Source organism: Methylobacterium sp. 4-46 (assembly GCF_000019365.1).
Lineage (GTDB): Bacteria > Pseudomonadota > Alphaproteobacteria > Rhizobiales > Beijerinckiaceae > Methylobacterium.
This window is the reverse complement of sequence record NC_010511.1, coordinates 1,834,763-1,860,111: the sequence shown is the minus strand read 5'-3', so window position 1 is coordinate 1,860,111 and position 25,349 is coordinate 1,834,763. Positions and strand designations below refer to the sequence as shown.

General features: G+C 74.7%; 20 protein-coding genes. 8 read left to right on the top strand and 12 right to left on the bottom strand.

The genetic code is table 11. The annotated features are described in order from the left end of the window. Positions 1 to 43: 43 nt before the first annotated feature. On the bottom strand, positions 44 to 2,521 hold the full coding sequence (locus M446_RS07825; RefSeq protein ID WP_012331565.1) for a heavy metal translocating P-type ATPase: 2,478 nt from the start codon (positions 2,519 to 2,521) through the stop codon (positions 44 to 46). A 188-nt stretch (positions 2,522 to 2,709) separates the two neighbouring features. On the opposite strand from M446_RS07825, the gene M446_RS07820 reads away from it, so the two are divergent. After that, entirely contained in the window at positions 2,710 to 3,408 is a 699-nt protein-coding gene (locus M446_RS07820) for a DUF1007 family protein (RefSeq protein ID WP_012331564.1), read from the top strand. Between the two features lie 101 nt (positions 3,409 to 3,509). Here M446_RS07820 and M446_RS07815 read toward each other — a convergent pair whose 3' ends face one another. From M446_RS07815 to M446_RS07795, 5 genes are all read right to left on the bottom strand, one after another. Next, entirely contained in the window at positions 3,510 to 4,811 is a 1,302-nt protein-coding gene (locus M446_RS07815; RefSeq protein WP_012331563.1) for an ATP-binding protein, read from the bottom strand. 92 nt (positions 4,812 to 4,903) lie between these two features. After that, on the bottom strand, positions 4,904 to 5,974 hold the full coding sequence (locus M446_RS07810; protein ID WP_012331562.1) for a lysylphosphatidylglycerol synthase domain-containing protein: 1,071 nt from the start codon (positions 5,972 to 5,974) through the stop codon (positions 4,904 to 4,906). Between the two features lie 161 nt (positions 5,975 to 6,135). Continuing rightward, positions 6,136 to 6,759: a uracil-DNA glycosylase gene (locus M446_RS07805; RefSeq protein WP_012331561.1), complete on the bottom strand. Its 624-nt coding sequence runs from the start codon at positions 6,757 to 6,759 to the stop codon at positions 6,136 to 6,138. Positions 6,760 to 6,911: 152 nt separating this feature from the next. Beyond that, the gene (gene hutC, locus M446_RS07800) at positions 6,912 to 7,619 is read right to left on the bottom strand and encodes a histidine utilization repressor (protein WP_012331560.1); all 708 of its coding nucleotides are present in this window, start codon (positions 7,617 to 7,619) and stop codon (positions 6,912 to 6,914) included. Further along, a complete protein-coding gene (locus tag M446_RS07795; protein WP_012331559.1) occupies positions 7,616 to 8,989 on the bottom strand; it encodes a formimidoylglutamate deiminase in 1,374 nt (457 codons plus the stop codon). The genes hutC and M446_RS07795 overlap by 4 nt, the downstream gene beginning before the upstream one ends. A gap of 131 nt (positions 8,990 to 9,120) precedes the next feature. Here M446_RS07795 and hutI point away from each other — a divergent pair, with 131 nt between their 5' ends. The 5 genes from hutI to M446_RS07770 all read left to right on the top strand — a co-directional run bounded on the left by hutI (position 9,121) and on the right by M446_RS07770 (position 15,519). After that, positions 9,121 to 10,323, top strand: a complete 1,203-nt coding sequence (hutI, locus tag M446_RS07790; RefSeq protein ID WP_012331558.1) for an imidazolonepropionase — start codon at positions 9,121 to 9,123, stop codon at positions 10,321 to 10,323. Next, entirely contained in the window at positions 10,320 to 11,861 is a 1,542-nt protein-coding gene (gene hutH / locus M446_RS07785) for a histidine ammonia-lyase (protein ID WP_012331557.1), read from the top strand. The genes hutI and hutH overlap by 4 nt, the downstream gene beginning before the upstream one ends. Continuing rightward, positions 11,858 to 12,673: an N-formylglutamate deformylase gene (gene hutG, locus M446_RS07780; RefSeq protein ID WP_012331556.1), complete on the top strand. Its 816-nt coding sequence runs from the start codon at positions 11,858 to 11,860 to the stop codon at positions 12,671 to 12,673. Before hutH ends, hutG begins: the two co-directional genes overlap by 4 nt. Beyond that, positions 12,670 to 14,349: a urocanate hydratase gene (gene hutU, locus M446_RS07775; protein WP_012331555.1), complete on the top strand. Its 1,680-nt coding sequence runs from the start codon at positions 12,670 to 12,672 to the stop codon at positions 14,347 to 14,349. The genes hutG and hutU overlap by 4 nt, the downstream gene beginning before the upstream one ends. Before the next feature lie 150 nt (positions 14,350 to 14,499). Next, complete coding sequence (locus tag M446_RS07770; protein WP_012331554.1) at positions 14,500 to 15,519, top strand: GlxA family transcriptional regulator; 1,020 nt, start codon at positions 14,500 to 14,502, stop codon at positions 15,517 to 15,519. Positions 15,520 to 15,743: 224 nt separating this feature from the next. Here the strand turns inward: M446_RS07770 and M446_RS07765 are convergent, their stop codons facing one another. The 4 genes from M446_RS07765 to ugpB form a co-directional block, all read right to left on the bottom strand. Further along, positions 15,744 to 16,991 carry an acyl-CoA dehydrogenase gene (locus tag M446_RS07765; RefSeq protein WP_012331553.1) on the bottom strand — a complete coding sequence of 416 codons (1,248 nt, stop codon included), beginning with the start codon at positions 16,989 to 16,991 and terminating at the stop codon, positions 15,744 to 15,746. 97 nt (positions 16,992 to 17,088) lie between these two features. Continuing rightward, the gene (locus M446_RS07760; protein ID WP_012331552.1) at positions 17,089 to 17,751 is read right to left on the bottom strand and encodes a PRC-barrel domain-containing protein; all 663 of its coding nucleotides are present in this window, start codon (positions 17,749 to 17,751) and stop codon (positions 17,089 to 17,091) included. A 63-nt stretch (positions 17,752 to 17,814) separates the two neighbouring features. Beyond that, positions 17,815 to 18,699 (bottom strand): sn-glycerol-3-phosphate ABC transporter permease UgpA, encoded by an 885-nt coding sequence (gene ugpA / locus M446_RS07755; protein ID WP_012331551.1) that lies wholly within the window; start codon positions 18,697 to 18,699, stop codon positions 17,815 to 17,817. A gap of 2 nt (positions 18,700 to 18,701) precedes the next feature. After that, positions 18,702 to 20,024 carry a sn-glycerol-3-phosphate ABC transporter substrate-binding protein UgpB gene (gene ugpB / locus M446_RS07750; RefSeq protein WP_012331550.1) on the bottom strand — a complete coding sequence of 441 codons (1,323 nt, stop codon included), beginning with the start codon at positions 20,022 to 20,024 and terminating at the stop codon, positions 18,702 to 18,704. Positions 20,025 to 20,379: 355 nt separating this feature from the next. On the opposite strand from ugpB, the gene M446_RS07745 reads away from it, so the two are divergent. Together M446_RS07745 and M446_RS07740 are read left to right on the top strand one after the other, a co-directional pair. Then, positions 20,380 to 21,243 carry a creatininase family protein gene (locus tag M446_RS07745; protein WP_012331549.1) on the top strand — a complete coding sequence of 288 codons (864 nt, stop codon included), beginning with the start codon at positions 20,380 to 20,382 and terminating at the stop codon, positions 21,241 to 21,243. Between the two features lie 2 nt (positions 21,244 to 21,245). After that, positions 21,246 to 22,133 (top strand): sterol desaturase family protein, encoded by an 888-nt coding sequence (locus tag M446_RS07740; RefSeq protein ID WP_012331548.1) that lies wholly within the window; start codon positions 21,246 to 21,248, stop codon positions 22,131 to 22,133. A 96-nt stretch (positions 22,134 to 22,229) separates the two neighbouring features. Here M446_RS07740 and M446_RS07735 read toward each other — a convergent pair whose 3' ends face one another. Together M446_RS07735 and M446_RS07730 are read right to left on the bottom strand one after the other, a co-directional pair. Then, the gene (locus M446_RS07735) at positions 22,230 to 23,909 is read right to left on the bottom strand and encodes a thiamine pyrophosphate-binding protein (RefSeq protein ID WP_012331547.1); all 1,680 of its coding nucleotides are present in this window, start codon (positions 23,907 to 23,909) and stop codon (positions 22,230 to 22,232) included. Positions 23,910 to 23,968: 59 nt separating this feature from the next. Further along, positions 23,969 to 25,141, bottom strand: coding sequence for a CaiB/BaiF CoA transferase family protein (locus M446_RS07730; RefSeq protein WP_012331546.1), 1,173 nt, complete (start codon positions 25,139 to 25,141; stop codon positions 23,969 to 23,971). Positions 25,142 to 25,349: the final 208 nt, after the last annotated feature.

Below are 25,349 nucleotides of genomic sequence, written 5' to 3'. Positions count from 1 at the left end.
CGAAGCCATCAACCGGATGGCGGATGAGCCGGGGCGCCGGCCCTCAGGCGCGGCGAAGGCGCAGCGCGTTTCCGACCACGAACACGCTCGACAGGGCCATGGCGCCGGCGGCGAGGACGGGCGACAGGAGCGGGCCGCCGAAGAGGCGCAGCATGCCCGCCGCGACCGGCAGCAGCGCGGCGTTGTAGGCGAAGGCCCAGAACAGGTTCTGGCGGATGTTGCGCATCACCGCGCGCGAGAGGTGGAGCGCCTCGACCACGCCGCCGGGATCCCCCGCCATCAGCACCACGTCGGCGCTCTCCACCGCGACGTCGGTGCCCGTGCCGAGCGCGATGCCGACATCCGCCTCGGCCAGCGCCGGCGCGTCGTTGATGCCGTCGCCCACGAAGGCGGTGCGGCCGTGGGCGGCGCGCATCTCCCGCACCGCCGCGAGCTTGTCGGCGGGCAGCACCTCGGCCAGCACCGTGGCGATGCCGAGCTCGCGGGCGATGCCCTCGGCCGTGCGCCGGTCGTCGCCGGTCACCAGCGCCACGGCCACGCCCCGTCCCTGCAGGGCCGCGACCGCCGCGGCGGCGCCCGGCTTCACCGGATCGGCCACCGCGATCAGGGCGGCGAGGCGGCCGTCGAGCGCGACGTAGAGGGGCGAGCGGCCGGCCTCGCCGAGCCGGGCCGCCGCCTCCGCGAGGGGCGCGACCGGGATGCCGAGCCTCGCCAAGTGCCGCGCCGCGCCGATTGCGACCGCGCGCCCGCCCGCCCGTCCGACGAGGCCGAAGCCCGGCACCGCCTCGAAGGCCTCGACCGGCGGAAGGGCGAGGCCCCGCGCCCGCGCCCCCGCGACGATCGCCCGGGCGAGCGGGTGCTCGGAGCGGGATTCCAGGGCGGCCGCGTGCGCCAGGGCTGTCTCGGCCAAGGCGGATTCGGCCAAGGCGGATTCGGCCAAGGCGGATTCGGCCGCGTCCCCGGGGGCGGGGATCAGGTCGGTGAGCGCGGGGTGGCCCTCGGTCAGGGTGCCGGTCTTGTCGAAGGCCACGGCCCGCACACCCTCCAGCGCCTGCAGGGCGGTGCCGTTGCGGAACAGGATGCCGCGCTCGGCCGCCCGCCCGGTCCCGACCATGATCGAGGTCGGCGTGGCGAGGCCCATCGCGCAGGGGCAGGCGATGATCAGCACCGCGATGGCGTTGACCAGGGCGAGGCCCAGGGCGGGCGCGGGGCCGAGCAGCAGCCAGGCCAGGAAGGTCAGGGCGGCGAGGCCCATCACGGCCGGCACGAACCAGCCGGTGACCCGATCGACGAGGGCCTGGATCGGCAGCTTGGCCCCCTGGGCCGCCTCGACCATGCGGATGATCTGCGAGAGGACCGTGTCGGCGCCGACGCGCTCGACCGCGACCTCCAGGCTGCCGGTGCCGTTGACGGTGCCGCCCGTGACCGGCGCCCCGGCCTCCTTGCGCGCCGGCACCGGCTCGCCGGTGATCATGCTCTCGTCGACCGCGGAGGCGCCCGCGGCGACGCGCCCGTCGGCGGGCAGGCGCTCGCCCGGGCGCACCCGCACGCGGTCGCCGGGGCGCAGGTCCACCACCGGGACCTCGACCTCGCCCTCGGGGCGGATGACCCGGGCGGTCCGCGGCGCCAGCCCGACGAGGCGCGCGATCGCCGCGCCGGTGCGCCCCTTCGCCCGCGCCTCCAGGAAGCGCCCGAGCAGGATCAGGGTGATGATGAGGACCGAGGCCTCGAAATAGACGTGGGCCGTCCCCTCCGGCAGCAGGCCGGGCGCCAGGGTGGCGACGAGCGAGAAGCCGTAGGCGGCGCCCGTGCCGAGGGCGACGAGGGCGTTCATGTCCGGGTGGCCGCGCAGCAGGCCCGGCACGCCGCGCCGGAAGAAGCGCCGGCCCGGGCCCGCGAGGACGAGCGTGGCGAGCACGGCCTGGACGCCGTTGCTCCAGCCCTCCGGCACGAGGGCGTGCAGACGATGGGCGCCGATCAGGTGGCCGCCCATGTCGAGGACCACGACGGGCAGCGCCAGCAGGGCGGCGACGACGAGGTCGCGGCGCAGCCCGACCGCCTCCTCGGGCAGGGCGGGGGTCTCCGGCGCGGCGGCCGGCAGCGGCCGCAGCGCGTAGCCGGCCGCGGCCACGGCCCGGGCCAGGGCGGCCTCCTCCACCAGCCCGCCGGGATGGCGCACGCTGACCCGCCCGGTGGCGAGGTTGGCGCTGGCCTCGGTGACGCCCGGCACCGCCCTGAGCACCCGCTCGACCCGGCCGACGCAGGAGGCGCAGGTCATGCCCTCGACGAGGAAGTCCGAGGTCTGCTCGGGGACGGCGTAGCCGGCATCCGCGATCGCCTCGGCCAGGGCGCCCGGATGGTTGTCGGGGGCAAGCTCGATGGTGGCGCGGCGGGTGGCGAGGTTGACGGAGGCCGAGGTGACGCCCGGCACGGCCTTGAGCACGCGCTCGACCCTCCCCGTGCAGGAGGCGCAGGTCATGCCCTCCACGGGCAGGGTGAGGCGGCGGGCGGTCGCGGTCATGGCCGAACTCCTCGGGAGCGCGCCGCCGTCGCGCGCCGCGCTCCCGGCAGGATATGGGATTCGCCGGATCGGGCGGTGATAGGGCCGCGCTTCGCGCCAGCCCTGCATCCGCAACATGGTTTCGCCGCGCTTGGGCGCCAGGGGCGTTCCGCCGGGCGGGGCCCGGCCGGGACCAGGCGGGGGACGGGATGGGCAGCAACCGAGATCGGAGCGGGCCGATCGGCGGGCGGCCCTCGCCGCGCCCGCGCGCCGGGTGCGCCGTCGCGCTGGCCCTCGCGTCGGCTCTGGCCCCCGCCGCGGCCCGGGCCCACCCGCATGTCTGGGTGCAGGCGCGCAGCGAGATCGTCCTCGACGAGGCCCGCGCCCTCAAGGGCCTGCGCCTGACCTGGACCTTCGATCCCGACTACTCCGCCTTCGCGGTGCTGAACCTCGATTCGCGGCGCGACGGCGTCCCGGATCCCGACAAGCTCGCCGAGCTCGCCCGCGCCCGCGTCGCCGCCCTCGCCGAGACCGGCTACTACGTGCAGGCCAAGCTCAACGGCCGCCTCCTCGCCTTCGCGGCCCCGCAGGATGCCCGGGCCGAGTTCCGGGACGGGCGGCTCACCCTCTTCTTCACCCTCGCGCCGGCCGCCCCCGCGGCCGCCCTGCGCAGCCTCGTGGTCACGACCGCCGATCCGGATTTCTACGTCGCCTTCGGCCTCGCCCCGGGCGACGAGGCCGCGCGGGTCGCGGGCCCCGCCGCCTGCCTCGTCAAGGTGACGCATCCGGCCAAGGAGGCGCGGGTCGGCGAGCAGCTGATCCCGGATTCGGACGCGCTCGTCCGCCCGGGCGCGGCGGCCGCCGCCGGGGCCGACTACACGGGCCGCGTGCTCGTGGCCTGCCCCTGAGCGGAGCGGCCCCAAGCGGGTCTGCTGCGAGCCCAAGCGGGTCTGCTGCGAGTCTCGCTCCCGCGCCGTCCGCCGAGCCGGAGCACGTCGGCGAAGGGCGCTCAGCCCGGGGACGTCTCCTCGCGCCCCGCCCCCGCCGCGGCCGGGATCGAGGCCCGGAAGGTCGAGCCGCGGCCCGGCTCGCTCTCCACGACGAGCCGGCCGCGGTGGCGGTTCAGGATGTGCTTGACGATGGCGAGGCCGAGGCCGGTGCCGCCCTGCTGGCGGCTGGAGGCCGGGTCGACCCGGTAGAAGCGCTCGGTCAGGCGCGGCAGGTGCTCGGGCGCGATGCCCGGGCCGTCATCCGCGACGGCGATCTCGACCTGGGCCGGCCGGCCCGCCTCGGCCGCGAGGGCCGACACGCGCACGCTCACGCGCCCGCCCTCGCCGCCGTACTTGACGGCGTTCTCCACGAGGTTCTCCACGAGGCGCAGGATCTCGTCGCGCTCGCCCAGCACCGCGAGCGGGGCGGGCCCCTCCTCCAGCGCGATCGCGACGCCCCGCTCCTCGGCGAGGGGAGAGAGGGAATCCACGATCTGGCGGGCGAGCGGCCCGACCTCGATCACGGTCGTCGGCGGCACGTGGGCGCGCAGCTCGATGCGCGACAGCGACAGGAGGTCGTCGATCAGCCGCGTCATGCGCAGGGCCTGCTCGCGCATGATGGCGAGGAAGCGGTCCCGGGCCAGGGAATCGTTGCGGGCCGGCCCCTGCAGGGTCTCGATGAAGCCGAGGAGCGAGGCGAGCGGCGTGCGCAGTTCGTGGCTGGCATTGGCCACGAAATCGACCCGCATCGTCTCCAGCCGCTTGGCCGAGGTGAGGTCGCGCAGGAACAGGACGAGGTTCGGCTGCCCGCCCGCGTCGGCCGAGCCCTTCATGGCGCCGATCTGGACCTCGAAGGTGCGCTCGGTCGGGACCCGCGGGGCGTAGAGGGTCTTGAGGGGCGCGCCCGTGTGCAGCACGGTCTCGATGCCGTCGAGCACGCCGGGATCGCGCAGCGCGAAGGAGAGCGGGTATTTCGGCCGCAGCGTCGGCAGCAGGGCGCGGGCCGCCGCGTTGGCCTCGATCACCAGGGCCCGGCGGTCGATCAGGATGACCGGGTCCGGGATATTGGCGAGCAGGGCCTCGGCGAGGCTGGGGCGGTCCTCGCACGCGCCCTCCCGGCGGGGCAGCGGTTCCTCCGCCCGCGGCGAGGCGAGCCAGCCGCCGAGCAGCACCGCCGCGGCGGTGCCGAGGCCGAGCCAGAGGTCCGGGCCGCGCTCCCAGGCGGCCGCCCCGGCGACCGTCAGGGCGGCGATCAGGGCGGCCCGCCACGCCGCCCGGCGGGCAGCGCCGGCCCTGTGCGGGTCGAAGGGGAGAGAAGGCATGGGTGCAACCCTAAGCCGATCGCGTGACGGGTTCGCGATGCCCGGCACGGTCGCGTCGGCGGTCCCGGGCGGCGGCGCGGCGCCGGGCGGCGTCACGCCTCCTCGTCGCCCTCGGGCGCCTCGCGGGGGGTGAGCCTGACGCGCTTGGCGATCTCGTAGGCGCCGAGCGCCGCCAGCGCCACCACGAAGGGCACCAGATAATAGCAGACCCGGAACAGGAGCAGCGCGCCGAGCACGGATTCCCGCGGCAGCCCCGACAGGGCGAGGAGCACGGTCGCCTCGAAGACGCCGAGCCCGCCGGGGGCGTGGCTCGCGATGCCGAGCATCGCCGCCACCACGTAGATCGCCACGAAGGCCTCGAAGCTCACCCCGTGGCCGGGCGGCAGCAGCACGTAGAGCACGCCCGCCGCCGCGCAGACGTCGCAGGCGCCCACCAGCATCTGGCTCAGGGAGAGGGCGAGGCCCGGCAATTCGAGCCGCCAGCCCCTCACCCGCACGCTGCGCCGCCTCAGCGTCACCCAGCCCAGATAGGCGAGCACCCCGGCCATGGCCGCGAGGCCGAGGCCCCGGTTGATGGCGCTGCTCACCGAGGTCAGGCGCGACAGGGGCTCGGCCTCCCGCACGAGGCTGAAGCCGAGCACCGCCCCCATGCCGAGCCAGAAGGTGAAGCCCGCCACGATGGTCAGCGCCGCGATCCGCCCGGGGCTCAGGCCCTTGCCCGAGTAGATCCAGTACCGGATCGTGCCGGCGGTCAGGAGCGGGAAGCCCAGGTTGAAGCTCACCGCGTAACTGGTGAAGGAGGCGAGCGCCGTGGTCCGGTACGGCACCCTGATCCTGAGCTGGCGCAGGGCGAGCGCGTCGTAGCAAGTGAGGAACAGGTAGCTCACCGCCACCAGCATCACGGCGAGGCTCACCTGCTCGCCGGTGGCGGCCGTGAAGGCGGCGCGCAGCTCCGACCAGGTCACGGTCGAGACGAGTTCGTAGAGCACGCCGAGCGAGATGAGGAACAGGATCGCGCTCGCGGCGGTGCCGATCCAGGCGTAGCGCCGCTTGCGGCGGCCGGCGCGGTCGAGGGCCGGCACCTCGGGCGCGGGATCCTGGTCCCGGCCCGCCGCGGTCGGCTCGGCCCGCGCGAGCCGCGTATCCTGTCTGGCGAAGTTCATCTCGTCGGCGTCCGACTCCGCTGGCCGCCGACCGGCCTCCCCCGCGGGCACCGGCCCGGCACCTTCGGCGGCACTCCGACCGAGCCCCGCTTGCGCCCGCCATGTAGGCGCTCCGGCGCCGGAAGACCAGACGAGACCGGGTCTTGCCCCGGGAGCGGGCCTCACGCGCAGAAGCGCAGATGCGCCGCCGCCTCGGCGAGGCCGGCCGCGATCCGCTCGCGCACCTCCGGGCTGGTGCAGACGAAGGTCGGGCTCGGATGGGGCACGCCGACCACCGGCAGGTCGGGCCGCAGCGCGCGCAGGGCGGCGGCGTGGCTCTGGGCGACGCGGCCGGCCAGGACCACCACGGCGAGGTCGGGCATCAGGTCGAGGAGGGCGGGCAGGTAGGGCGCGGCGGCGCGGATCTCGGCCCGGCGCGGGGCGCGGTTGCGGGCGCCGGGGGCGTGGATGACCCAGGGCACCGCGTTCCAGATCAGCGTGTCGGCGCGGGCGATCCGGGCCCGCGCCAGGAACCCGAACAGGTTGGCGGCGGTGCCGGTCGGGTTGTCGCGCGACACGAAGGCGGTGCGGCCGGTGGCGGGGCCGGGCGTCTCGAGGAGCAGGAGCAGCCGGGCCGCCGCGCCCCCGTCGAGGGGATCGGGCTCGGGCACCGGCGCGCCCTGCGCGGCGGCGATGCGGGCGGCGAGGGCGCGCAGCGGCGCGAGATGGGGCGCGCCGAGGAGGGCGCGCCTGGCCGCGAGCGCGGCCGGGTCCGCGAGGGTCTTGGGCGTGGTGGGCGCGGTCACGGGACGGCGTTCGCTGACGGGAGAGGCTTTCGGGAGCGGTCGCAGGCGGAGGAACGAACGAGCCGCCCCGTTGGTCCGGGCGCGGACCATGCCCGTCCCGATCAGCGGCCCGGCCTCACGGCGCCTGTCTCGCGGTCGAGCGCCCCGCCCCGTCAGGGCGAGAACCGCGCCCCCAGGCTGTAGGCGTCGCCCCGGAAGATCTGGCGCACGTAGGTCACCGTGTCCTCCCCGCGCCAGGTGCGGCGCTCGACCGCGAGGCAGGCGCCCCCCGGCGGCAGGTCGAGGGCGCGGGCGAGGGCGCCCGGCGCGTTGAGCGCCGTGATGCGGTGCGAGGCCTCCGTCCAGGGCACGTGCCGCAGCAGCCACGTGCCGGGCGGCACGGCGGAGAAATCCACCTCCGCCGCGGCCGGCACCGCCGCGAGGCTGATCAGGCGCTCCTCCTGCGCGAAGGGACGCCCGTCCGCGAGGTGGCGGCAGGTGAGGTCGAGGAGCGGCTGGCCCGGCGCGAAGCCCGCGCCCGGCGGGTCGCCCGCCCCCGCCCGCCGCTCCCGGCGCGCGACGAGTACCAGCCCGTAGCGCGCCCCGCGCGCCGCGATCTCGGCCGGGATGTCGGGGATCTGCAGCACGGCCGATTGCCGGGCGGGGGCGGCCACGAAGGAGCCGGCGCGGCGCCGGCGCTCGATCAGGCCCGCGGCCGCCAGCCCCGCGAGCGCCTTGTTCACGGTCATGCGCGAGCAGCCGTAGAGCGCCGAGAGTTCCGACTCGAAGGGGATGCGATGGCCCGGCGGCCAGTCGCCCGACAGGATCCGCGCCTCGATCTCGCTGCGGATCCGGGCCGTCAGGCTGGGGCCCCCGGTCACGCGGCGAGCCTCGCCAGGGCGGCCCGGAAGCGCGCCGCCACCGCCTCCCGCCGGTGGTGCCGTCCCTGCGCGACGACGCGCGCCCCGGCGCGCCAGACCCGGTCGATCGCCCCGGCGCGGGCCGCGAACACGAAGCCGTCGAGCCACGCGTCGCCGGAGCGCTCCGCCAGGGCCGGGTGGTCGGGATCGAGGGCGACGATGTCGGCGGGCTGCCCGGGCGCGAGGCCGGCGGGCCGGCCGAGGGCCTGCCCGCCCCCGGCGAGGGCGGCCTCGATCAGGGCGCGGCCGGTCGAGGCGGAGCGCGCCGAGGTCGCGACGCCGCGCACCCGCCCGGCGAGGCGCTGGCCGTATTCGAGCAGGCGCAGCTCCTCGGCCGCCGCGATCAGCACGTTCGAGTCGCTGCCGATTCCGAACCGGCCGCCCGCACCCTGGAAGGCGGCCAGCGGGAACAGCCCGTCGCCGAGATTGGCCTCGGTGATCGGGCAGAGGCCCGCCACCGCGCCGCTGCGCGCGAGCCCGCGCGTCTCGCTCGGCGTCATGTGGGTGGCGTGGATCAGGCACCAGCGCGCGTCGACCGGCGCCGCGTCGAGCAGGAGTTCCACCGGCCGCGCCCCGGTCGCCGCCCGGCACTCCTCCACCTCGCGCAGCTGCTCGGCCGCGTGGATGTGGACCGGGCCGCCCTCCGCCAGGGGCAGGATCGCGGCGATCTCCGCGAGGGTCGCGGCCCGCAGGCTGTGGGGCGCGAGGCCGACCACGCAATCCCGCAGGTCCGCCACCGCCCGGCGGCTGCCCGCCATCACGGCCGCGAAGGTCTCCGGGTCGCTGACGAAGCGGCGCTGGCCCGCGGTCGGCGGCAGCGCGGGCGCCCCCTGCCCCGGCCCGAAGCCGCCATGGGCGTAGAAGACCGGCAGCAGCGTCAGGCCGATCCCCGCCTCCGCCGCCGCGGCGGCGATCCGCCCGGCCATCTCGGCCGGGTCCGCGTAGGCGCGCCCGTCCGGGGCGTGGTGCAGGTAGTGGAACTCGCCGACCCAGGTGAAGCCGGCCTCCAGCATCTCCACGTAGGCCTGCGCGGCCACCGCCTCGACGTCCTCCGGCGCCATCCGGGCCACGAAGCGGTACATCACCTCGCGCCAGGTCCAGAAGGAGTCCTCGTGCCCGCTGCGGCACTCGGCGAGCCCCGCCATGGCGCGCTGGAAGGCGTGGCTGTGCAGGTTCGGCAGGCCGGGCAGCGCGATCCCGCCGGTCTCGTCCCCCGGCCGCGCCGGCACGCCGCTCTCCAGCGCCGCGATGCGCCCCTCCCGGACGTCGAGGGCGACGCCCTCCGCCCATCCTTCGGGCAGCAGGGCGGAGCGGAACCAGAGCCGGGCCATCGCGGGTCCCTCCCCCGCGCGGGACGGGTGGACAAGGGTCCGCGCGGCCGATTATGTCTATACATACTCGGCGCGCACCGCCACCCGGCGGCCGATTCGCCGGGCCGCTTCCACCCGCCAGGAGCCGTCCCATGCTGTGCGACCGCCTGTGGCGCAACGCCCGGCTCGCCACCCTGGCCGAGGGGGCGCCGGGGCTCGGCCTCGTGGAGGACGGGCTGATCGCCGCCCGCGACGGGCGCATCCTCTACGCGGGGCCGGCGCGGGCGGCGCCCGCCTTCGCGGCCCGCGAGACGGTCGATTGCGAGGGGCGCTGGATCACCCCGGGCCTGATCGACTGCCACACCCACCTCGTCCACGGCGGCGACCGGGCGGCGGAGTTCGAGGCGCGGCTCGCCGGCGCCAGCTACGAGGAGATCGCGCGGGCGGGCGGCGGCATCGTCTCGACCGTGCGCGCCACCCGGGCGGCGAGCGAGGACGCGCTCGTCGGGAGCGCGCTGCGGCGCCTCGACGCGCTGATCGCCGAGGGCGTGACCGCGGTCGAGGTGAAGTCCGGCTACGGCCTCTCCGTCGCCTCCGAGCGCGCGAGCCTGCGGGCGGCCCGCCGCCTCGGGGAGAGCCGCGACGTCACCGTGACCACGACCTTCCTGGGTGCCCACGCGCTGCCGCCGGAGGAGCCCGACAAGGACCGCTACATCGCGCATGTCTGCACCGAGATGCTGCCCGCCCTGGCGCGGGAGGGGCTGGCCGACGCGGTCGACGCCTTCTGCGAGGGGATCGCCTTCTCGCCCGCCCAGACCGCGCGGGTCTTCGAGGCGGCGCGGGCGGCGGGCCTGCCGGTGAAGCTGCACGCCGACCAGCTCTCCGATCTCGGCGGGGCGGCGCTGGCGGCGCGGTTCGGCGCCCTCTCGGCCGACCACCTGGAATACGCGGACGAGGCCGGCGCCGCCGCCCTGGCCCGGGCCGGCACCGTGGCGGTGCTGCTGCCGGGGGCCTTCTACTTCATCCGGGAGACGCGGCGGCCGCCCGTCGACCTGTTCCGCCGCCACGGCACGCGGATGGCGCTCGCCACCGACTGCAATCCCGGCACCTCCCCCCTCACCTCCCTGCTCCTCGTGCTCAACATGGGCGCGACGCTGTTCCGGCTCACCGTCGAGGAATGCCTCGCGGGCGTGACCCGGGAGGCGGCCCGCGCCCTCGGGCGCCTGCACGAGATCGGCACGCTGGAGGCGGGCAAGTGGTGCGACCTCGCGGTCTGGGACGTCGAGCGCCCGGCCGAACTCGTCTACCGCATGGGATTCAACCCGCTGCACGCCCGCATCCGGAGGGGCCGATGAGCGCCGTCACCCTGACTCCCGGCCGCGCCGCGCTGGCGCAGTGGCGCGCGATCCGCGACGGGGCCCCGCTGCGGCTCGATCCCGCCTGCCGGCCCGGCATCGCGCGGGCCGCCGAGACCGTGGCGGCGATCGTGGCGCGGGGCGAGCCCGTCTACGGGATCAATACCGGGTTCGGGAAGCTCGCGACGGTGCGGATCGCGCCCGACGACCTCGCCACGCTGCAGCGCAACATCGTGCTCTCGCACGCGGCGGGGGTCGGGGCGCCGGTCCCGGCCGGGATCGTGCGGCTGATGATGGCGCTCAAGCTCGCGAGCCTCGCGCAGGGGGCCTCGGGCGTGCGGCCCGAGACGGTGGCCCTGCTCGACGCGATGCTGGCGCGGGGCGTGACCCCGGTGGTGCCGGGCCAGGGCTCGGTCGGCGCCTCGGGCGACCTCGCGCCGCTCGCCCACATGACGGCGGCGATGATCGGCGTCGGGGAGTGCCTCGACGCGGGGGGCGCCCGGCTGCCCGCCGCCGCGGCCCTGGCGCGGGCGGACCTCGCGCCCCTCGATCTCGGCCCGAAGGAGGGGCTGGCGCTCCTCAACGGCACGCAATTCTCGACCGCGCTCGCGCTGGCGGGCCTGTTCGGGGCGGAGGACCTGCTGCGGGCGGGCCTGGTCACCGGGGCGCTCTCGGTCGACGCCGCCCGCGGCTCGGACACGCCCTTCGACCCGCGCATCCACGCGCTTCGCCGCCACCGCGGCCAGATCGACGCGGCCGACGCCCTGCGCCGCCTCCTCGCCGGCTCGGCGATCCGGGCCTCGCACCTCGTCGGCGACGAGCGGGTGCAGGACCCCTACTGCCTGCGCTGCCAGCCGCAGGTGATGGGGGCCGCCCTCGACCTCCTGCGGCAGGCGGGGGCGACCCTGGAGACCGAGGCGAACGGCGTCTCGGACAACCCGCTCGTCTTCCCCGAGACCGGGGAGGCGCTCTCGGGCGGGAACTTCCACGCCGAGCCGGTGGCCTTCGCGGCCGACATGATCGCGCTCGCCCTGTGCGAGATCGGCTCCCTCGCCGAGCGGCGGATCTCGCTCCTCGTCGACCCCGCCCTGTCCTCGGGCCTGCCGGCCTTCCTGACCGGGCGGCCGGGCCTCAACTCGGGCTTCATGATCCCACAGGTGACGGCGGCGGCCCTGGTCTCGGAGAACAAGCAGCGGGCCTACCCGGCGAGCGTCGATTCGATCCCGACCTCCGCCAACCAGGAGGACCACGTCTCGATGGCGGCCCACGGCGCGCGGCGCCTCCTGGCGATGGCGGAGAACGCCGCCGCGGTGCTCGGCATCGAGCTGCTGGCAGCGGCGCAGGGCTGCGATTTCCTGGCGCCGCTGCGGTCGAGCGAGGCCCTGGAGCGGGTGCGGGCGCGGCTGCGGGCGGCGGTGCCCCGCCTCGACGAGGATCGCTACCTGCATCCGGAGCTCGAGGCGGCGACGGCTCTGGTGCGCGACGGGGCCGTGGTGGCGGCCGCGGGCCTGGACCTGCCGGGGGTGGACGGGCGATGACGCCGGCCTGGCTCGCGGTCCGGCGGGGGGCGTCGCCCCTTCTCCTCAGCCTGCCCCATACCGGCACCGAGATCCCGCCCGAGATCGAGGCCGGTCTCGTCTCGCCCTGGCTCGCCCGCAAGGACACGGACTGGTTCATCGAGCGGCTCTACGCCTTCGCGGCGGATCTCGACGCCACGATCATCCGCACCTCCCTCTCGCGCACGGTGATCGACGTGAACCGGGACCCGTCCGGCGCCTCGCTCTATCCCGGGCAGGCGACGACGGAGCTCTGCCCCACCACCACGTTCGACGGCGAGCCGCTCTACCGGGACGGGCAGGCGCCCGACCCGGCCGACCGGCGCGCCCGCTGGTTCGACCCCTACCACGCGGCCCTGCAGGACGAACTCGCGCGGCTGCGGCGGCTCCATCCCCGGGTGGTGCTCTACGACGCCCACTCGATCCGCTCGGAGATCCCGCGCCTGTTCCCCGGCCTGCTGCCCCATTTCAACATCGGCACGCATGGCGGCCAGGCCTGCGACCCCGCCCTCCAGGAGCGGATCGAGGCGATCTGCCGGGGCAGCGGCCTCAGCCAGGTCAGCAACGGGCGCTTCCGCGGCGGCTTCATCACCCGCGCCTACGGCCGCCCGCAGGACGGCGTCCACGCGGTGCAGATGGAACTCGCCTGCCGCGCCTACCTGGCCGAGCCGGTCGGGCCGGTCGATCCCGCGACCTGGCCGGTGCCCTACGATCCCGACCACGCCGCGCCGGTCCGCGCGGCCCTGCAGGACGTCCTGTCCGCGTGCCTCGCCTTCGGAGCCTGCCCGCCATGAGCCGCCTCGACGATCCCCGCCTCGACAATGCCCGCCTCGTCCGCGCCCCGCGCGGCCCCGCCCTCACGGCGCGGAGCTGGCTCACCGAGGCGCCCCTGCGCATGCTGATGAACAACCTCGACCCGGAGGTCGCCGAGCGGCCGGGCGAGCTCGTGGTCTATGGCGGCATTGGGCGGGCGGCCCGGGACTGGGCGAGCTTCGACCGGATCGTCGCCGCCCTCACGGACCTGGAGGAGGATCAGACGCTGCTGGTCCAGTCCGGCAAGCCGGTCGGGATCTTCCGCACCCACGCGGACGCGCCCCGCGTGCTGATCGCCAACTCCAACCTCGTGCCGCACTGGGCGACCTGGGCGCATTTCCACGAGCTCGATCGCCGGGGCCTGATGATGTACGGCCAGATGACGGCCGGCTCCTGGATCTACATCGGCAGCCAGGGGATCGTGCAGGGCACCTACGAGACCTTCGTGGAGATGGGCCGCCAGCACCATGGCGGCGACCTCGCCGGGCGCTGGATCCTGACGGCGGGCCTGGGCGGCATGGGCGGGGCGCAGCCCCTCGCCGCCACGATGGCGGGCGCCTCCTGCCTCGCCGTCGAGTGCCGGGCCTCCAGCATCGAGTTCCGCCTTCGCACGGGCTACGTCGACGTGCAGGCCCGGGACCTCGACGAGGCGCTCGCCCTGATCGAGGAATCCTGCCGGGCGCGCACGCCCCGCTCGGTCGCGCTCCTGGGCAACGCCGCCGAAATCTACGCCGAGATCTGGCGCCGGGGCGTGCGGCCGGATTGCGTCACCGACCAGACCTCCGCCCACGATCCCGTCAACGGCTACCTGCCCCGGGGCTGGAGCCTCGCCGAGTGGGAAACCCGCCGCGAGAGCGACCCGGACGGGGTCGCGGCGGCGGCCAAGCGCTCCATGGCCGAGCAGGTTCGGGTGATGCTGGACTTCCACCGGGCCGGCGTGCCCGTGGTCGATTACGGCAACAACATCCGGCAGATGGCGCTGGAGGAGGGCGTCCGCGACGCCTTCGCCTTCCCGGGCTTCGTGCCGGCCTATATCCGCCCGCTGTTCTGCCGCGGCATCGGGCCGTTCCGCTGGTGCGCCCTCTCGGGCGATCCCGAGGACATCTACCGGACCGACGCCAAGGTGAAGGAATTGCTGCCCGACAACGCAGCCCTGCACCGCTGGCTCGACATGGCGCGGGAGCGGATCCGCTTCCAGGGCCTCCCGGCCCGGATCTGCTGGGTCGGCCTCGGCGACCGCCACCGCCTCGGCCTCGCCTTCAACGCGATGGTGCGCAGCGGCGAGCTGAAGGCCCCGATCGTGATCGGGCGCGACCACCTCGATTCCGGTTCGGTCGCCTCGCCGAACCGCGAGACCGAGGCGATGCGCGACGGCTCGGACGCGGTCTCCGACTGGCCGCTCCTGAACGCGCTCCTCAACACCGCCTCGGGGGCGACCTGGGTGTCCCTACACCACGGCGGCGGCGTCGGAATGGGCTTCTCGCAGCATGCCGGGATGGTGATCGTCTGCGACGGCAGCGAGGCCGCCGACCGGCGCCTCGCGCGGGTGCTCTGGAACGATCCGGCGAGCGGCGTGATGCGCCACGCCGATGCCGGCTACCCGGACGCGGTCGCCTGCGCGCGGGAGCACGGTCTGACCCTGCCGAGCCTCGGCTGACCGCCCGGCGGGGCCGCGCGGCGGGCCCTGCTGGACCGGGCGGGCAGGTTACTGGTATATGCCTGTAATCCGCGGCGCCGGGCCCCCGCATCCGCTCACGACGCGGGGCCAGGGCCGCCGCGGTCGAGCCCGTCCCGACCCGCGCGCGCCATGGACCACGACCTCGCAGCATCGTCCCGGGGCATCGCGGATGCGGCGCCGGAGGCGCTCGCGCCGGCCCGCGCGGCGCGGACGATCGGCCTCCTGGTGCTGCCCGGGGCGCAGCTGATGTCGCTCGCCGCGCTCGCCGCGTTCCAGAGCGCCAACGCGCTCGGCGCGAGGCCCGCCTACGCGATCCGCCTGGTCTCGCAGGAGGGCGGGCCGGTGCCGACCGCGGCGGGGTTCCGCCTGGAGACCGAGCCCTTCCCGGAGGCGCCCTTCGACACGCTGATGGTCGGGGCCTTCGCGGGGCCCCGGACCGTGCCGGCGGGCCTCGCCGCCCTGGTCCGGCGGGCCGCGGCCCGCGCCCGGCGGGTGGCGGCGACCTGCACGGGCGCCTTCGTCCTGGCGGAGGCCGGGCTGCTCGACGGATTGCGCGCGACGGCGCATTGGCGCAACGCCGCGGAGCTGCAGGCCCGCTACCCGGCGGTGCGCCTGGAGCGGGACCGGCTCTACGTCGGCGACGGGACGGTCTGGACCTCGGCCGGGATGGCGGCGAGCATCGACCTCGCCCTGCGCCTCGTCGAGGACGACCTCGGTCCGGAGACGGCCCGCGAGGTGGCGCGCCGCATGCTGCTGGAGCGGCGCCGCTCCGGGGGCCAGCCGCAGCTGTCGCGCCTGCTCGACCTCGCCCCGAAGACCGACCGGATCGAGCGGGTGCTCGACTACGCCCGGCGCCACCTGCGGGAGGACCTGACGGTGGCCCGCCTGGCCGAGGCGGCGCGGCTGTCGCCGCGCCAGTTCAGCCGCGCCTTCCGGCAGGCGCTGGGCCAGCCGCCCGCCAAGGTGGTCGAGCGGCTGCGGGTGGAGGCGGCGCGGGCGATGCTGGTGGAGGGGCGCCACTCCCTGGACGTGATCGCCGCGGAGGTGGGCTTCGCCGATCGCGAGCGGATGCGCCGCGCCTTCCTGCGCCTCTACGGCCAGTCCCCGCAGGCCCTGCGCCGGGCGGGCCACCCGGCGGAGACGGCCTGATCCGGGATCCGCTTGACCGAGGCGGATCCCGGATCACAAGCCTGCGCGGCGCCTGAGCGAAGCCCTCGGGAGCGAGCCGGATCACCGCCGAGATGCGCCCGTCGCGGCCCCCGCAGGCGAGACCGCGGCACGGCGCATCGCCCGCCCCGTCGAGGATCACAGGTCGCGCCGACCTCGCCGATGGGGTCGAGGCGGCCGCATCCCGGGCGGGCCGCGGCCCGGCGTCAGAAGAACGCCTGCAGCCCGGTCTGCGCCCGGCCGAGGATCAGGGCGTGCACGTCGTGGGTGCCCTCGTAGGTGTTCACCGTCTCCAGGTTCTGGGCGTGGCGCATGACGTGGTACTCGCCCATGATGCCGTTGCCGCCGTGCATGTCGCGGGCGGTGCGGGCGATCTCCAGCGCCTTGCCGCAATTGTTGCGCTTGACGATGGAGATCATCTCGGGCGCGACCCGGCCCTCGTCGAACAGCCGGCCGACGCGCAGGGAGGCCTGGAGGCCGAGCGCGATCTCGGTCTGCATGTCGGCGAGCTTCCTCTGCACCAGCTGCGTCTGGGCGAGCGGGCGGCCGAACTGGGTGCGGTCGAGCGTGTACTGGCGGGCGCGGTGCCAGCAATCCTCCGCCGCCCCCAGGGCGCCCCAGGAGATGCCGTAGCGCGCCCGGTTGAGGCAGCCGAACGGCCCCTTGAGGCCGCTGACATGGGGCAGGAGCGCGCTCTCGGGCACCTCGACCCCGTCCATGACGATCTCGCCCGTGACCGAGGCCCGCAGGGAGAGCTTGCCCTTGATCTTGGGGGCGGAGAGCCCCTTCATCCCCTTCTCCAGGACGAAGCCCCGGATCTGGTTGTCGTGGGCGGGCGACTTCGCCCAGACCACGAAGACGTCGGCGATCGGCGCGTTCGAGATCCAGGTCTTGGCCCCCGAGAGGCGGTAGCCGCCGTCGATCTTCTCCGCCCGCGTCCTCATGCCGGCGGGATCGGAGCCGGCATCGGGCTCCGTGAGGCCGAAGCAGCCGACGAACTCGCCCGTCGCGAGCTTCGGCAGGTAGGTCCGGCGCTGCGCCTCGTCGCCGTAGGCGTAGATCGGGTACATGACGAGGGAGGATTGCACGCTCATCATCGAGCGGTACCCGGAATCGATCCGCTCCACCTCGCGGGCGACGAGGCCGTAGGCGACGTAGCTCGCGCCGGCGCAGCCGTACTCCTCCGGCAGCGTCACGCCGAGGAGGCCGAGCTCGCCCATGGCGTTGAACAGGGAGCGGTCGGTCCGCTCCTCCGCGTAGGCCTCGACGATGCCGGGGAGGAGCCGCTCCTGCGCGAAGCCGCGCGCCGTGTCCCGGATCAGCCGCTCCTCGTCCGTGAGCTGGTCCTCCAGCAGGAAGGGATCGTCCCAGCGGAAGGCGCCCTTGCTTCCCTCGTGCGGCTTGGCCGCGCTCAGGTCGGTCTGGGTGATGGCGGCGACGGGCGCGGCGGTCATGCGCGGGCTCCTCCTGCTGGTCGGTTGCCCCGAGGTGTAGCGCGGTCGCGCCCCGACCGCCAGGACGCGAAACCGCGTTTCGCAGCGGCCGGCCGCCTCACCGGGCCGGGCGGGCCTCGTCGTCGAAGGCCGGGGCGGCCTCGAGCTCCGCCTTGGTCATGCGCAACTCGGCCTCGATCGGCCCGCCGCTCTTGCCGACCACCAGGACGGTGGCGGGTCCGCGCGGCTGCCGCGCCGCCTCGACTGAGCCGGTCGCCTCGGTGACCGCGCCGCTGTGCTTGTCCTGCACGGCCGAGAGCACCTCGTTGCGGCTCGTCGCCCCCGGCATCGTCTCGGGGCCGGCGGTCCGGGCCTCGGCCTCGCTCGGCGCGCGCTCGGGCGTGGTGAAGGAGGGCGGGCTCTCCCGGGGCGACACGCCGGTGTTCCAGGCGAGCGTGTCGAAGGGCACCGCGACCTTCTTCTCGCCGAGGCCCAGGAAGCCTCCCACCCCGATCACGACCGCCCGCACCCGGCCGTCCTCGGTGACGAGGAGGTCCTCGATCTTGCCGACCCGGACGTGGTCCTGCCCGACGACGCCGACGCCGCGGATCTTGCTCGCCCGCATCGCGCCCGGGGGCGGGGCCGTGAGGAACGGCGAGGCGCCCTGCTGGGCAGGGACGGACTGGGCATGGACGGACTGGGCGAGGGCCGCCGGGCCGGCGAGGAGCGCGGTGGCGAGCGTCAGCGGGGCGATGCGCGCGGTCAGGGGGCGTCGGGTCATGGGACCTCCGATTCCCCGCACCAACGGCAGCGGCGGCGCGGAGGTTCACGGCCCGGGCGCGCCCTAATACGCGACCTTGCGCTCGACGGTGCGGAACTGGACCGCCGTGAGGGCGATCACGATGATCATCAGCACCACGGACTGGGCCGCGGAGGCGCCGAGATCCGAGCCGGTGCGCCCGTCCTGGTAGACTTTGTAGACGAGGGTCTGGGTGGCCCGGCCCGGCCCGCCATGGGTGAGGACGTCGATCGTCCCGAACGTCTCGCAGAACGCGTAGACCACGTTGACGACGAGGAGGAAGAAGGTGGTGGGCGAGAGCAGCGGGAACACGATGGTCCAGAACCGCCGCGCCGGCCCCGCCCCGTCGATCGCCGCCGCCTCGATCACGCTGCGCGGGATCGCCTGCAGCCCGGCGAGGAAGAACAGGAAATTGTACGAGATCTGCTTCCAGGCGGCGGCCATGACCACGAGGATCAGGGCGTGGGTGCCGTCGAGGAGCGGGTTCCAGGCAACGCCGAGGTCGCGCAGCCCCCGCGCGACGATGCCGAGGGAGGGCTGGAACAGGAAGCCGAACAGCACCCCGGCCACCGCGGGCGCCACCGCGTAGGGCCAGATCAGGAGGGTGCGGTAGAGGCCCGCCCCGGCGAGTTCCCGGTCGGCCATCACGGCAAGGAGCAGCGCGAGGCCGAGCGACAGCCCCGCCACCGCGGCCGAGAACACGGCCGTGACGCCGAGCGCGCCGTAATAGGCCGGGTCGGCGAACAGGGCCCGGTAATTGTCGAAGCCCACGAACTCGCTCGCGAGCCCGAAGGCGTCCTGCGCCAGGAAGGACTGGCCGACCGCCTGGACGGCCGGCCAGTAGAAGAACAATGCCACCGTCAGGAGCTGCGGCAGGAGCAGGAGGAGCGGCAGCCGCCAGCCCCCGAAGGTGACGCGATCGGGTCCCACGGTCAGCGGTTCGCTTGCTTCTCGAACTGGCGCAGCATGGCGTTGCCGCGGGCGGCGGCCTCGTCGAGGGCCTCCTTGGCGCTCTTCTTGCCGGCGAGCGCCGCCTCGATCTCCTCGGCCCAGACGTCGCGCATCTGCGGCATGTTGCCGAGGCGCAGGCCGCGGGAATTCCCGGTCGGCGGCTTGTTGGTCAGTTCCTTGAGCGGGACTTCGAGGGCCGGGTTCTTGTCGTACCAGCCATCCGCCTTCGACTTCTCGTAGGCCGCCTTGGTGATCGGCAGGTAGCCGGTGGTCTGGTGGATGCGCGCCTGCCGCTCGGTGTCCGACAGGAAGGCGAAGAACTTGGCGACGCCCTTGTACTCCTCGGCCGACTTGCCGCCCATCACCCAGAGCGAGGCGCCGCCGATGATGCTGTTCTGCGGCGCGCCGGGCGCGTCGGGATAATAGGGCATCGGGGCCGCCGCCCACTCGAACTTGGCGTTGCCGCGCACGTTGCCGTAGGAGCCGGAGGAGCCGAGCATCAGCGGGCACTCGCCCGAGGTGAAGCGCCCGAAGCCGTTGTCGTAGCGGCCGGAATAGTCGTAGAGCTTGTCCTTCTGCATCTCCGCGAGCGTCGCGAGGTGCTTGACCTGCAGCGGCCCGTTGATCTGCAGGGCGGTGTCGAAGCCGTCGAGCCCGTTGGCCTTGGTGGCGAGCGGCACGTTGTGCCAGGCCGAGAACTGCTCCAGGTGGGCCCAGGTCACCCAGGTGTTGGAGACGCCGCAGGTGGTGTAGCCGGCAGCCTTGAGGGCCTTGGCGGCGGCGAAGACCTCGGGCCAGGTCTTGGGCGGCGCGTTCGGGTCGAGGCCGGCCTTCTTCAGCGCGTCCCGGTTGACCCACATCACCATCGACGAGGAATTGAACGGGAAGGACAGCATCTCCCCGGCGGCGGTGGAGTAGTAACCCGTGATGGCCGGCAGGTAGGCATTCGGGTCGAAGGGCTCGCCCGCCTCCTTCATCAGCTGGTAGACGGGCTTCACCGCACCCTTGGCCGCCATCATGGTGGCGGTGCCGACCTCGAAGACCTGGATGATGTGCGGCGCGGTGCCGGCCCGGAAGGCCGCGATGCCGGCGTTCAGCGTCTCCGGATAGGTACCCTTGTAGGCCGGGACCACCTTGTACTCGCTCTGCGAGGCGTTGAACTCCTCGGCCAGCCGAATGACCGCGTCGTTGTTGGCCCCCACCATGGCGTGCCACCATTGCAGTTCGGTGACCGCGAGGGCGGGACCGGCCGCCGCGATCCCGAGGACCGCGAGTCCGGCGCGAAGGATCGTGTTCAGGGCCATGGCGCCTCGTCTCCTGCTGTGCCGTGGGCACAGATGGGGCGGTTCTGTTTCAGCCCGATGACGGGTGCGGCCGGGCCATTGCCAGACGTGCAAAAGCACGCCCGCGCACGCGGAGCAAGAGGAGGCCGCGGCAGGGACCGGCGCCGCCTCGCCCGCGAGGCGGAGGATCCTGCCCGGTGGGCGCCGATGCGGGTCTTCGACCCACGCCCAGGCGCCTGCCGGCGCGCGACCCGTTGTTCTTACCGGAGCAAGGCGGCACGCGCGGCACATCCCGCATGCATATAAGATTCGGTTAATCGTCACGCGCTAGGTGACTGGTGAATCGTGCCGCTTCACTGGTCGTTCCACGCGCCCCATGCCGATCCTGAGTCCGTGCCGGCGCTCCAGGCGCCTCCTGCTCGCCGTCGGCACGGTGCTGGCGGTCGGCATCCTGACCATGCGGGCGTCGCTCCCGGCCCCGCTCGTCGCGCGCATCGCGATCGCCGACATGACCTGGGTCGAGGTGCAGCAGGCGCGCGAGCAGGGCTTCACGACCGTGCTGGTGCCGAGCGGCGGGCTGGAGCAGAACGGCCCGTTCTTGCCGATCGACAAGCACGACAGTATCGTGGCCTTCACGGCGCGCCGGATCGCGGAGGCGCTCGGCCATACCCTGGTCGCCCCGGTGATCTCCTACGTGCCCCAGGGCCGCTTCGATCCGCCCTCCGACAACCTCCTGTTCCCCGGCACGCTCGGCGTCTCCGAGGAGGCCTTCGCCGGGACGCTGGAGGGTATCGCCCGCAGCCTCAAGGCGCACGGCTTCCGCCTCATCCTGTTCCTGTGCGACCACGGCGGCAGCCTGAAGGTGCAGCAGGAGGTGGCGGCGCGCCTCGACCGCGCCTGGGCGCCGCAGGGCGTGCGCGTGGTGAGTGTCGACGCCTACTACGTCGAGGGGAACCGCGCGCAGCAGGTTTGGCTCGAGTCCCAGGGCGAGACGCCGGCCACGATCGGCTTCCACGCCGGGCTCGCCGACCACGCCCTGATGCTGGTGACGGCCCCGGAGCGGGTCGATCTCACCCGCGCCGCCCCCTCGCTCCTGGTGCGGCTCGGCCTCGCCGGCGACGGGAGCAGCGGCGACCCGCGCCGCGCCACCGCCGAGCGGGGGCGCCGGCTCCTGGCGATCCAGGTCGAGGCCGCGCTCGCGCAGATCCGGCCGCTGATGGCTTCCGGCCAGGGATTGTGACCATGCCCGACCTCCCGCTCCCGCCCGCCCTCTGGGCCGCCGTCCACGGTCTCGCCGAGAGCACCGCGGGGGTGTGGCTGCTGCTCACGATCCTGGGCGCCGTGTTCACGGCCGTCAGCCTCGTGGCCCGGCCCTGCAATCCGGGCCAGCCGTGGTGGCGCAAGCCCGACGTCCTCACGGATGTCTGCTACTGGTTCGCGATCCCGGTCGTCTCGGGCTACGCCCGGGTCTGGCTCCTGGTCATCGGCATCGTGGTCATGAACGCCGCCTGCGCCTCGGCCGGGCTGCCGGCGCAGTTCGGGGAGGGCAAGGGCCCCCTCGCGGGCCTGCCGTTCTGGGCGCAGGTGCCGCTCTACCTGATCCTGTCCGACCTCGTGATGTACGCGACCCATCGCCTGTTCCACACGATGCGGTTGTGGCGGTTCCACGCGGTCCACCATTCCTCGGAGCAGGTGGAGTGGGTGTCGGCGGCCCGGTTCCATCCGGTCGACGCGGTCTTCCACGGCGCGCTGTCGGACGCGGTGCCGCTCCTGCTCGGGATCTCGCCGGACGTGGTGATCGCGCTGGTGCCCTTCAGCGTCGCGCTCGCCGCCCTCGCCCACGCCAACCTCGACTGGACCTTCGGCCCGCTGCGCTACCTGCTGGTCAGCCCGGTCTTCCACCGCTGGCACCATACCGGCCCCGACCAGGGCGGGAACATGAACTTCGCGGCGAGCTTCCCGTTCATCGACCTGATCTTCGGGACCTTCTACATGCCCAAGGGGGTGCTGCCCGAGGCCTACGGCAACGGCGACCCGTCCTTCCCGTCCGGGTTCGGCGGCCAATTGGTCCACCCCTTCGTCGGCGCGGGCGCGGGCGGGGCGGCCGAGGGCGCCGGCCTCGGCCGCTGAGCGCAACGGCCCGACGCACGTCCGCCTGGCTCCTCGCTCCCGCACCGCTTCCGCCGCCTGACCGGCGGCCCCTCCGGCGCGCGATGCGCGGGAGCGTCAGGTCGCCCGCCCGCGCTCCCGCAGCGCCGTGAGAGTGGTGGTCGGGGTGATCGCCTCGGGGTCGATCGGGCAGTGCAGGATCGCCGGCAGGCCCGAGGCGCGGGCGCGGGCGAGGGCTTCGGGGAAGTCCTCGGTCCGGGTCACCCGCTCGCCGTAGCCGCCGAAGGCCGTCGCGTAGGCGGCGAAATCCGGGTTGCGCAGGCTCGTGCCCGAGACGCGGCCCGGGTATTCCCGCTCCTGGTGCATCCGGATCGTGCCGTACATGCCGTTGTCGACCAGGATGACCAGGATCGGCAGGCCGTACTGCACGGCGGTGGCGAAGTCCTGCCCGTTCATCAGGAAGTCGCCGTCGCCCGACACCGCCACCACGGTGCGCTCCGGCCGCAGGCGCTTGGCCGCCACCGCGGCCGGGACGCCGTAGCCCATCGAGCCGGAGGTCGGGGCGAGTTGCCCGTCGAAGGCCCGGAAGGGCCAGAAGCGGTGCACCCAGGTGGCGAAGTTGCCGGCCCCGTTGCACAGGATCGCGTCGGCGGGCAGCACCTCGCGCAGATGCGCCATCACGCCGCCCATCTGGAGTTCGCCCGGGGTGGCGACGCGGGCGGGATCGCTCCAGGCGAGGTAGGACGCGTGCGCCTCGTCGGTCCCCTCCGCCCAGGGCAGCCGGGCGGGCGGCTGCACGGTCTCGATCGCCGCCGCGAAGGCGGCGGGGGTCGCGTTGACGGCGAGGTGCGGCCGGTAGACCCGGCCGAGCTCCTCGGGATCCGGATGCACGTGGACGAGGCGCTGGCGCGGCCCGGGAATGTCGAGCAGGCTGTAGCCCTGCGAGGGGATCTCGCCGAGGCGCCCGCCCACCAGGAGCAGGAGGTCGGCCTCCCGGATGCGGGCGAGGAGCCGCGGATTCGCGCCGAGCCCGAGATCGCCCGCGTAGCTCGGGTGGTCGGCCGGGAACAGCCCCTGGCGGCGGAACGAGCAGGCGACGGGCAGGCGGAACAGGCCGGCGAAGCGCGCGAGGCGCCGCACGGCCGCCTCGCTCCAGCGGCTGCCGCCGAGGAGCGCGAGGGGCCGCTCGGCCTCGCCGAGGAGCCGCTGCAGCGCCACCATCTGGGCCAGCGCCGGATGGGTCTCGGTCGGCGCGTAGGGCGGCGCGTCCGCCACCGCGGCGGTGGCGGTGAGCACGTCCTCCGGCAGGGCCACCACGACCGGGCCGGGCCGGCCCGCCGTGGCGACGTGGAAGGCGCGGGAGATCAGTTCCGGCAGGCGGGCCGGGTCCTCGACCTCGGTCACCCACTTGGCCACCGTGCCGAACACCGCCCGGTAATCGATCTCCTGGAAGGCCTCGCGCTCGCGCGCGCCGCGCTCGACCTGGCCGACGAACAGGATCAGCGGCGTCGAATCCTGGCGCGCCACGTGCAGGCCGGGCGCCGCGTTCATGGCGCCGGGGCCCCGGGTGACGAAGCAGATGCCGGGCTCGCCCGTGAGCTTGCCGGCCGCCTCGGCCATCATGGCGGCGGAGCCCTCCTGGCGGCAGACGGTGAGGCGGATCGCGGCGTCGTGGAGCGCGTCGAGCACCGCGAGGTAGCTCTCGCCCGGCACGCAGAAGGCGTCCCGCACCCCGTGCACGAGGAGCTGATCGACGAGGATCCGGCCGCCGGAGCGGGGCGTGGCGCTGTCAGGCATCGCGTGGCTCTCCTGTCCCGATCCCGCCGGATCGCACGGGCGGCGGCCCACCGGAAGGGTCACCCGCCCCAGGCCGGGTCGTCGAGGACGCTCCGCGTGTGATCCCCCACCTGCGGCGAGGCGGCGTCCGCCACCATGGGCACGCCGTCGATCACGATCGGCGAGCGCACGCTCGGCACGTGGCCGCCCTTGGCGCGCGGCTCGGGCAGGTCGACCCGCAGGCCCCGGTGCCGCACCTGGGGGTCGGCGAAGACCTCCGCGAGGTCGTTGATCGGCCCGACCGGCACGTTGACAGCGGTGAGCCGCGCCAGCAGCTCCGCCTTCGGGTGGCGGCTGGTCTCGGCGGCGATCAGCGGGATCAGCACGGCCCGGTTCGTCACCCGCGCCGGGTTGGTGGCGTAGGCGGGGTCCCGGTGCCACGCGGTGCCGAGCACGCCGCAGAGCTTGGCGAATTGCCCGTCATTGCCGCAGGCCACGATGACGTGGCCGTCGGCGGCCGGGAAGACCTGGTAGGGCACGATGCTAGTGTGCTCGTTGCCCATCCGCGGCGGCAGCTGGCCCGAGACGAGGTAGACCAGCGCCTGGTTGCCGAGCACCGAGACCTGGGTGTCGAGCAGCGCCATGTCGACGTGGCAGCCCTCGCCGGTGGCGTGGCGGCCCTGGAGGGCGGCGAGGATCGCCGTCGCCCCGTAGACGCCCGTGAACACGTCCGCGAAGGCGACCGCGGTCTTCACCGGCTCGCCCGCGGGCTCGCCGGTGAGCGACATGATCCCGCCGAGGCCCTGGATCATGAAGTCGTAGCCGGCGCGCGGCGCGTAGGGTCCGTCCTGGCCGAAGCCGGTCACCGAGCAGGTGATGAGGCGCGGGTTGAGCGCCCGCAGGCTCTCGTGGTCGAGCCCGTACTTCCTGAGGCCGCCGACCTTGAAGTTCTCGATCATCACGTCGGCGTGGGCGGCGAGCCGGCGCACCACGGCGCGGCCCTCCTCGGTCTCGAAATCCGCCGCGACCGAGCGCTTGCCGCGATTCGTCGAGTGGAAGTAGGAGGCCGAGAGGGTGCCGCCCTCCGCCGCCTCCACAAAGGGCGGGCCCCAGGCGCGGGTGTCGTCCCCGACCCCCGGCCGTTCGACCTTGACGACGTCGGCCCCGAGATCCGCCAGGAGCTGGCCGATCCAGGGCCCGGCGAGGATGCGGGCGAGTTCGAGCACCCTGATTCCCGCGAGCGGCTTGTGCACGGAACCTCCTTGGAGGGGGCCTCACGCGGCCTCGTGGCGGCCGGGACGAGCCGGCCTTCTAGCGCATTTCCCGCCGAAGGGGATGCCGGTTCGGCGCAGGACATGCGGCACGCTCGAGGAGCTGGAGCAGCGCCCGATGGCACCGTGATCGGGCGCTGCTCCACGCATCATTCGCCGAAACGGTCACCGGTTCGGCGCAAGAGGTGAT

Coding starts and splice junctions, on each gene's coding strand:
- M446_RS07815 (WP_012331563.1), bottom strand. CDS start 4,811: ATGCCTTCTCTCCCCTTCGACCCGCACAGGGCCGGCGCTGCCCGCCGG.
- M446_RS07740 (WP_012331548.1), top strand. CDS start 21,246: ATGCCCGACCTCCCGCTCCCGCCCGCCCTCTGGGCCGCCGTCCACGGT.
- M446_RS07735 (WP_012331547.1), bottom strand. CDS start 23,909: ATGCCTGACAGCGCCACGCCCCGCTCCGGCGGCCGGATCCTCGTCGAT.
- ugpB (WP_012331550.1), bottom strand. CDS start 20,024: ATGGCCCTGAACACGATCCTTCGCGCCGGACTCGCGGTCCTCGGGATC.
- M446_RS07770 (WP_012331554.1), top strand. CDS start 14,500: ATGGACCACGACCTCGCAGCATCGTCCCGGGGCATCGCGGATGCGGCG.
- M446_RS07825 (WP_012331565.1), bottom strand. CDS start 2,521: ATGACCGCGACCGCCCGCCGCCTCACCCTGCCCGTGGAGGGCATGACC.
- hutG (WP_012331556.1), top strand. CDS start 11,858: ATGACGCCGGCCTGGCTCGCGGTCCGGCGGGGGGCGTCGCCCCTTCTC.
- hutU (WP_012331555.1), top strand. CDS start 12,670: ATGAGCCGCCTCGACGATCCCCGCCTCGACAATGCCCGCCTCGTCCGC.
- M446_RS07820 (WP_012331564.1), top strand. CDS start 2,710: ATGGGCAGCAACCGAGATCGGAGCGGGCCGATCGGCGGGCGGCCCTCG.
- M446_RS07765 (WP_012331553.1), bottom strand. CDS start 16,991: ATGACCGCCGCGCCCGTCGCCGCCATCACCCAGACCGACCTGAGCGCG.
- M446_RS07745 (WP_012331549.1), top strand. CDS start 20,380: ATGCCGATCCTGAGTCCGTGCCGGCGCTCCAGGCGCCTCCTGCTCGCC.
- M446_RS07795 (WP_012331559.1), bottom strand. CDS start 8,989: ATGGCCCGGCTCTGGTTCCGCTCCGCCCTGCTGCCCGAAGGATGGGCG.
- M446_RS07760 (WP_012331552.1), bottom strand. CDS start 17,751: ATGACCCGACGCCCCCTGACCGCGCGCATCGCCCCGCTGACGCTCGCC.
- M446_RS07810 (WP_012331562.1), bottom strand. CDS start 5,974: ATGAACTTCGCCAGACAGGATACGCGGCTCGCGCGGGCCGAGCCGACC.
- hutH (WP_012331557.1), top strand. CDS start 10,320: ATGAGCGCCGTCACCCTGACTCCCGGCCGCGCCGCGCTGGCGCAGTGG.
- hutI (WP_012331558.1), top strand. CDS start 9,121: ATGCTGTGCGACCGCCTGTGGCGCAACGCCCGGCTCGCCACCCTGGCC.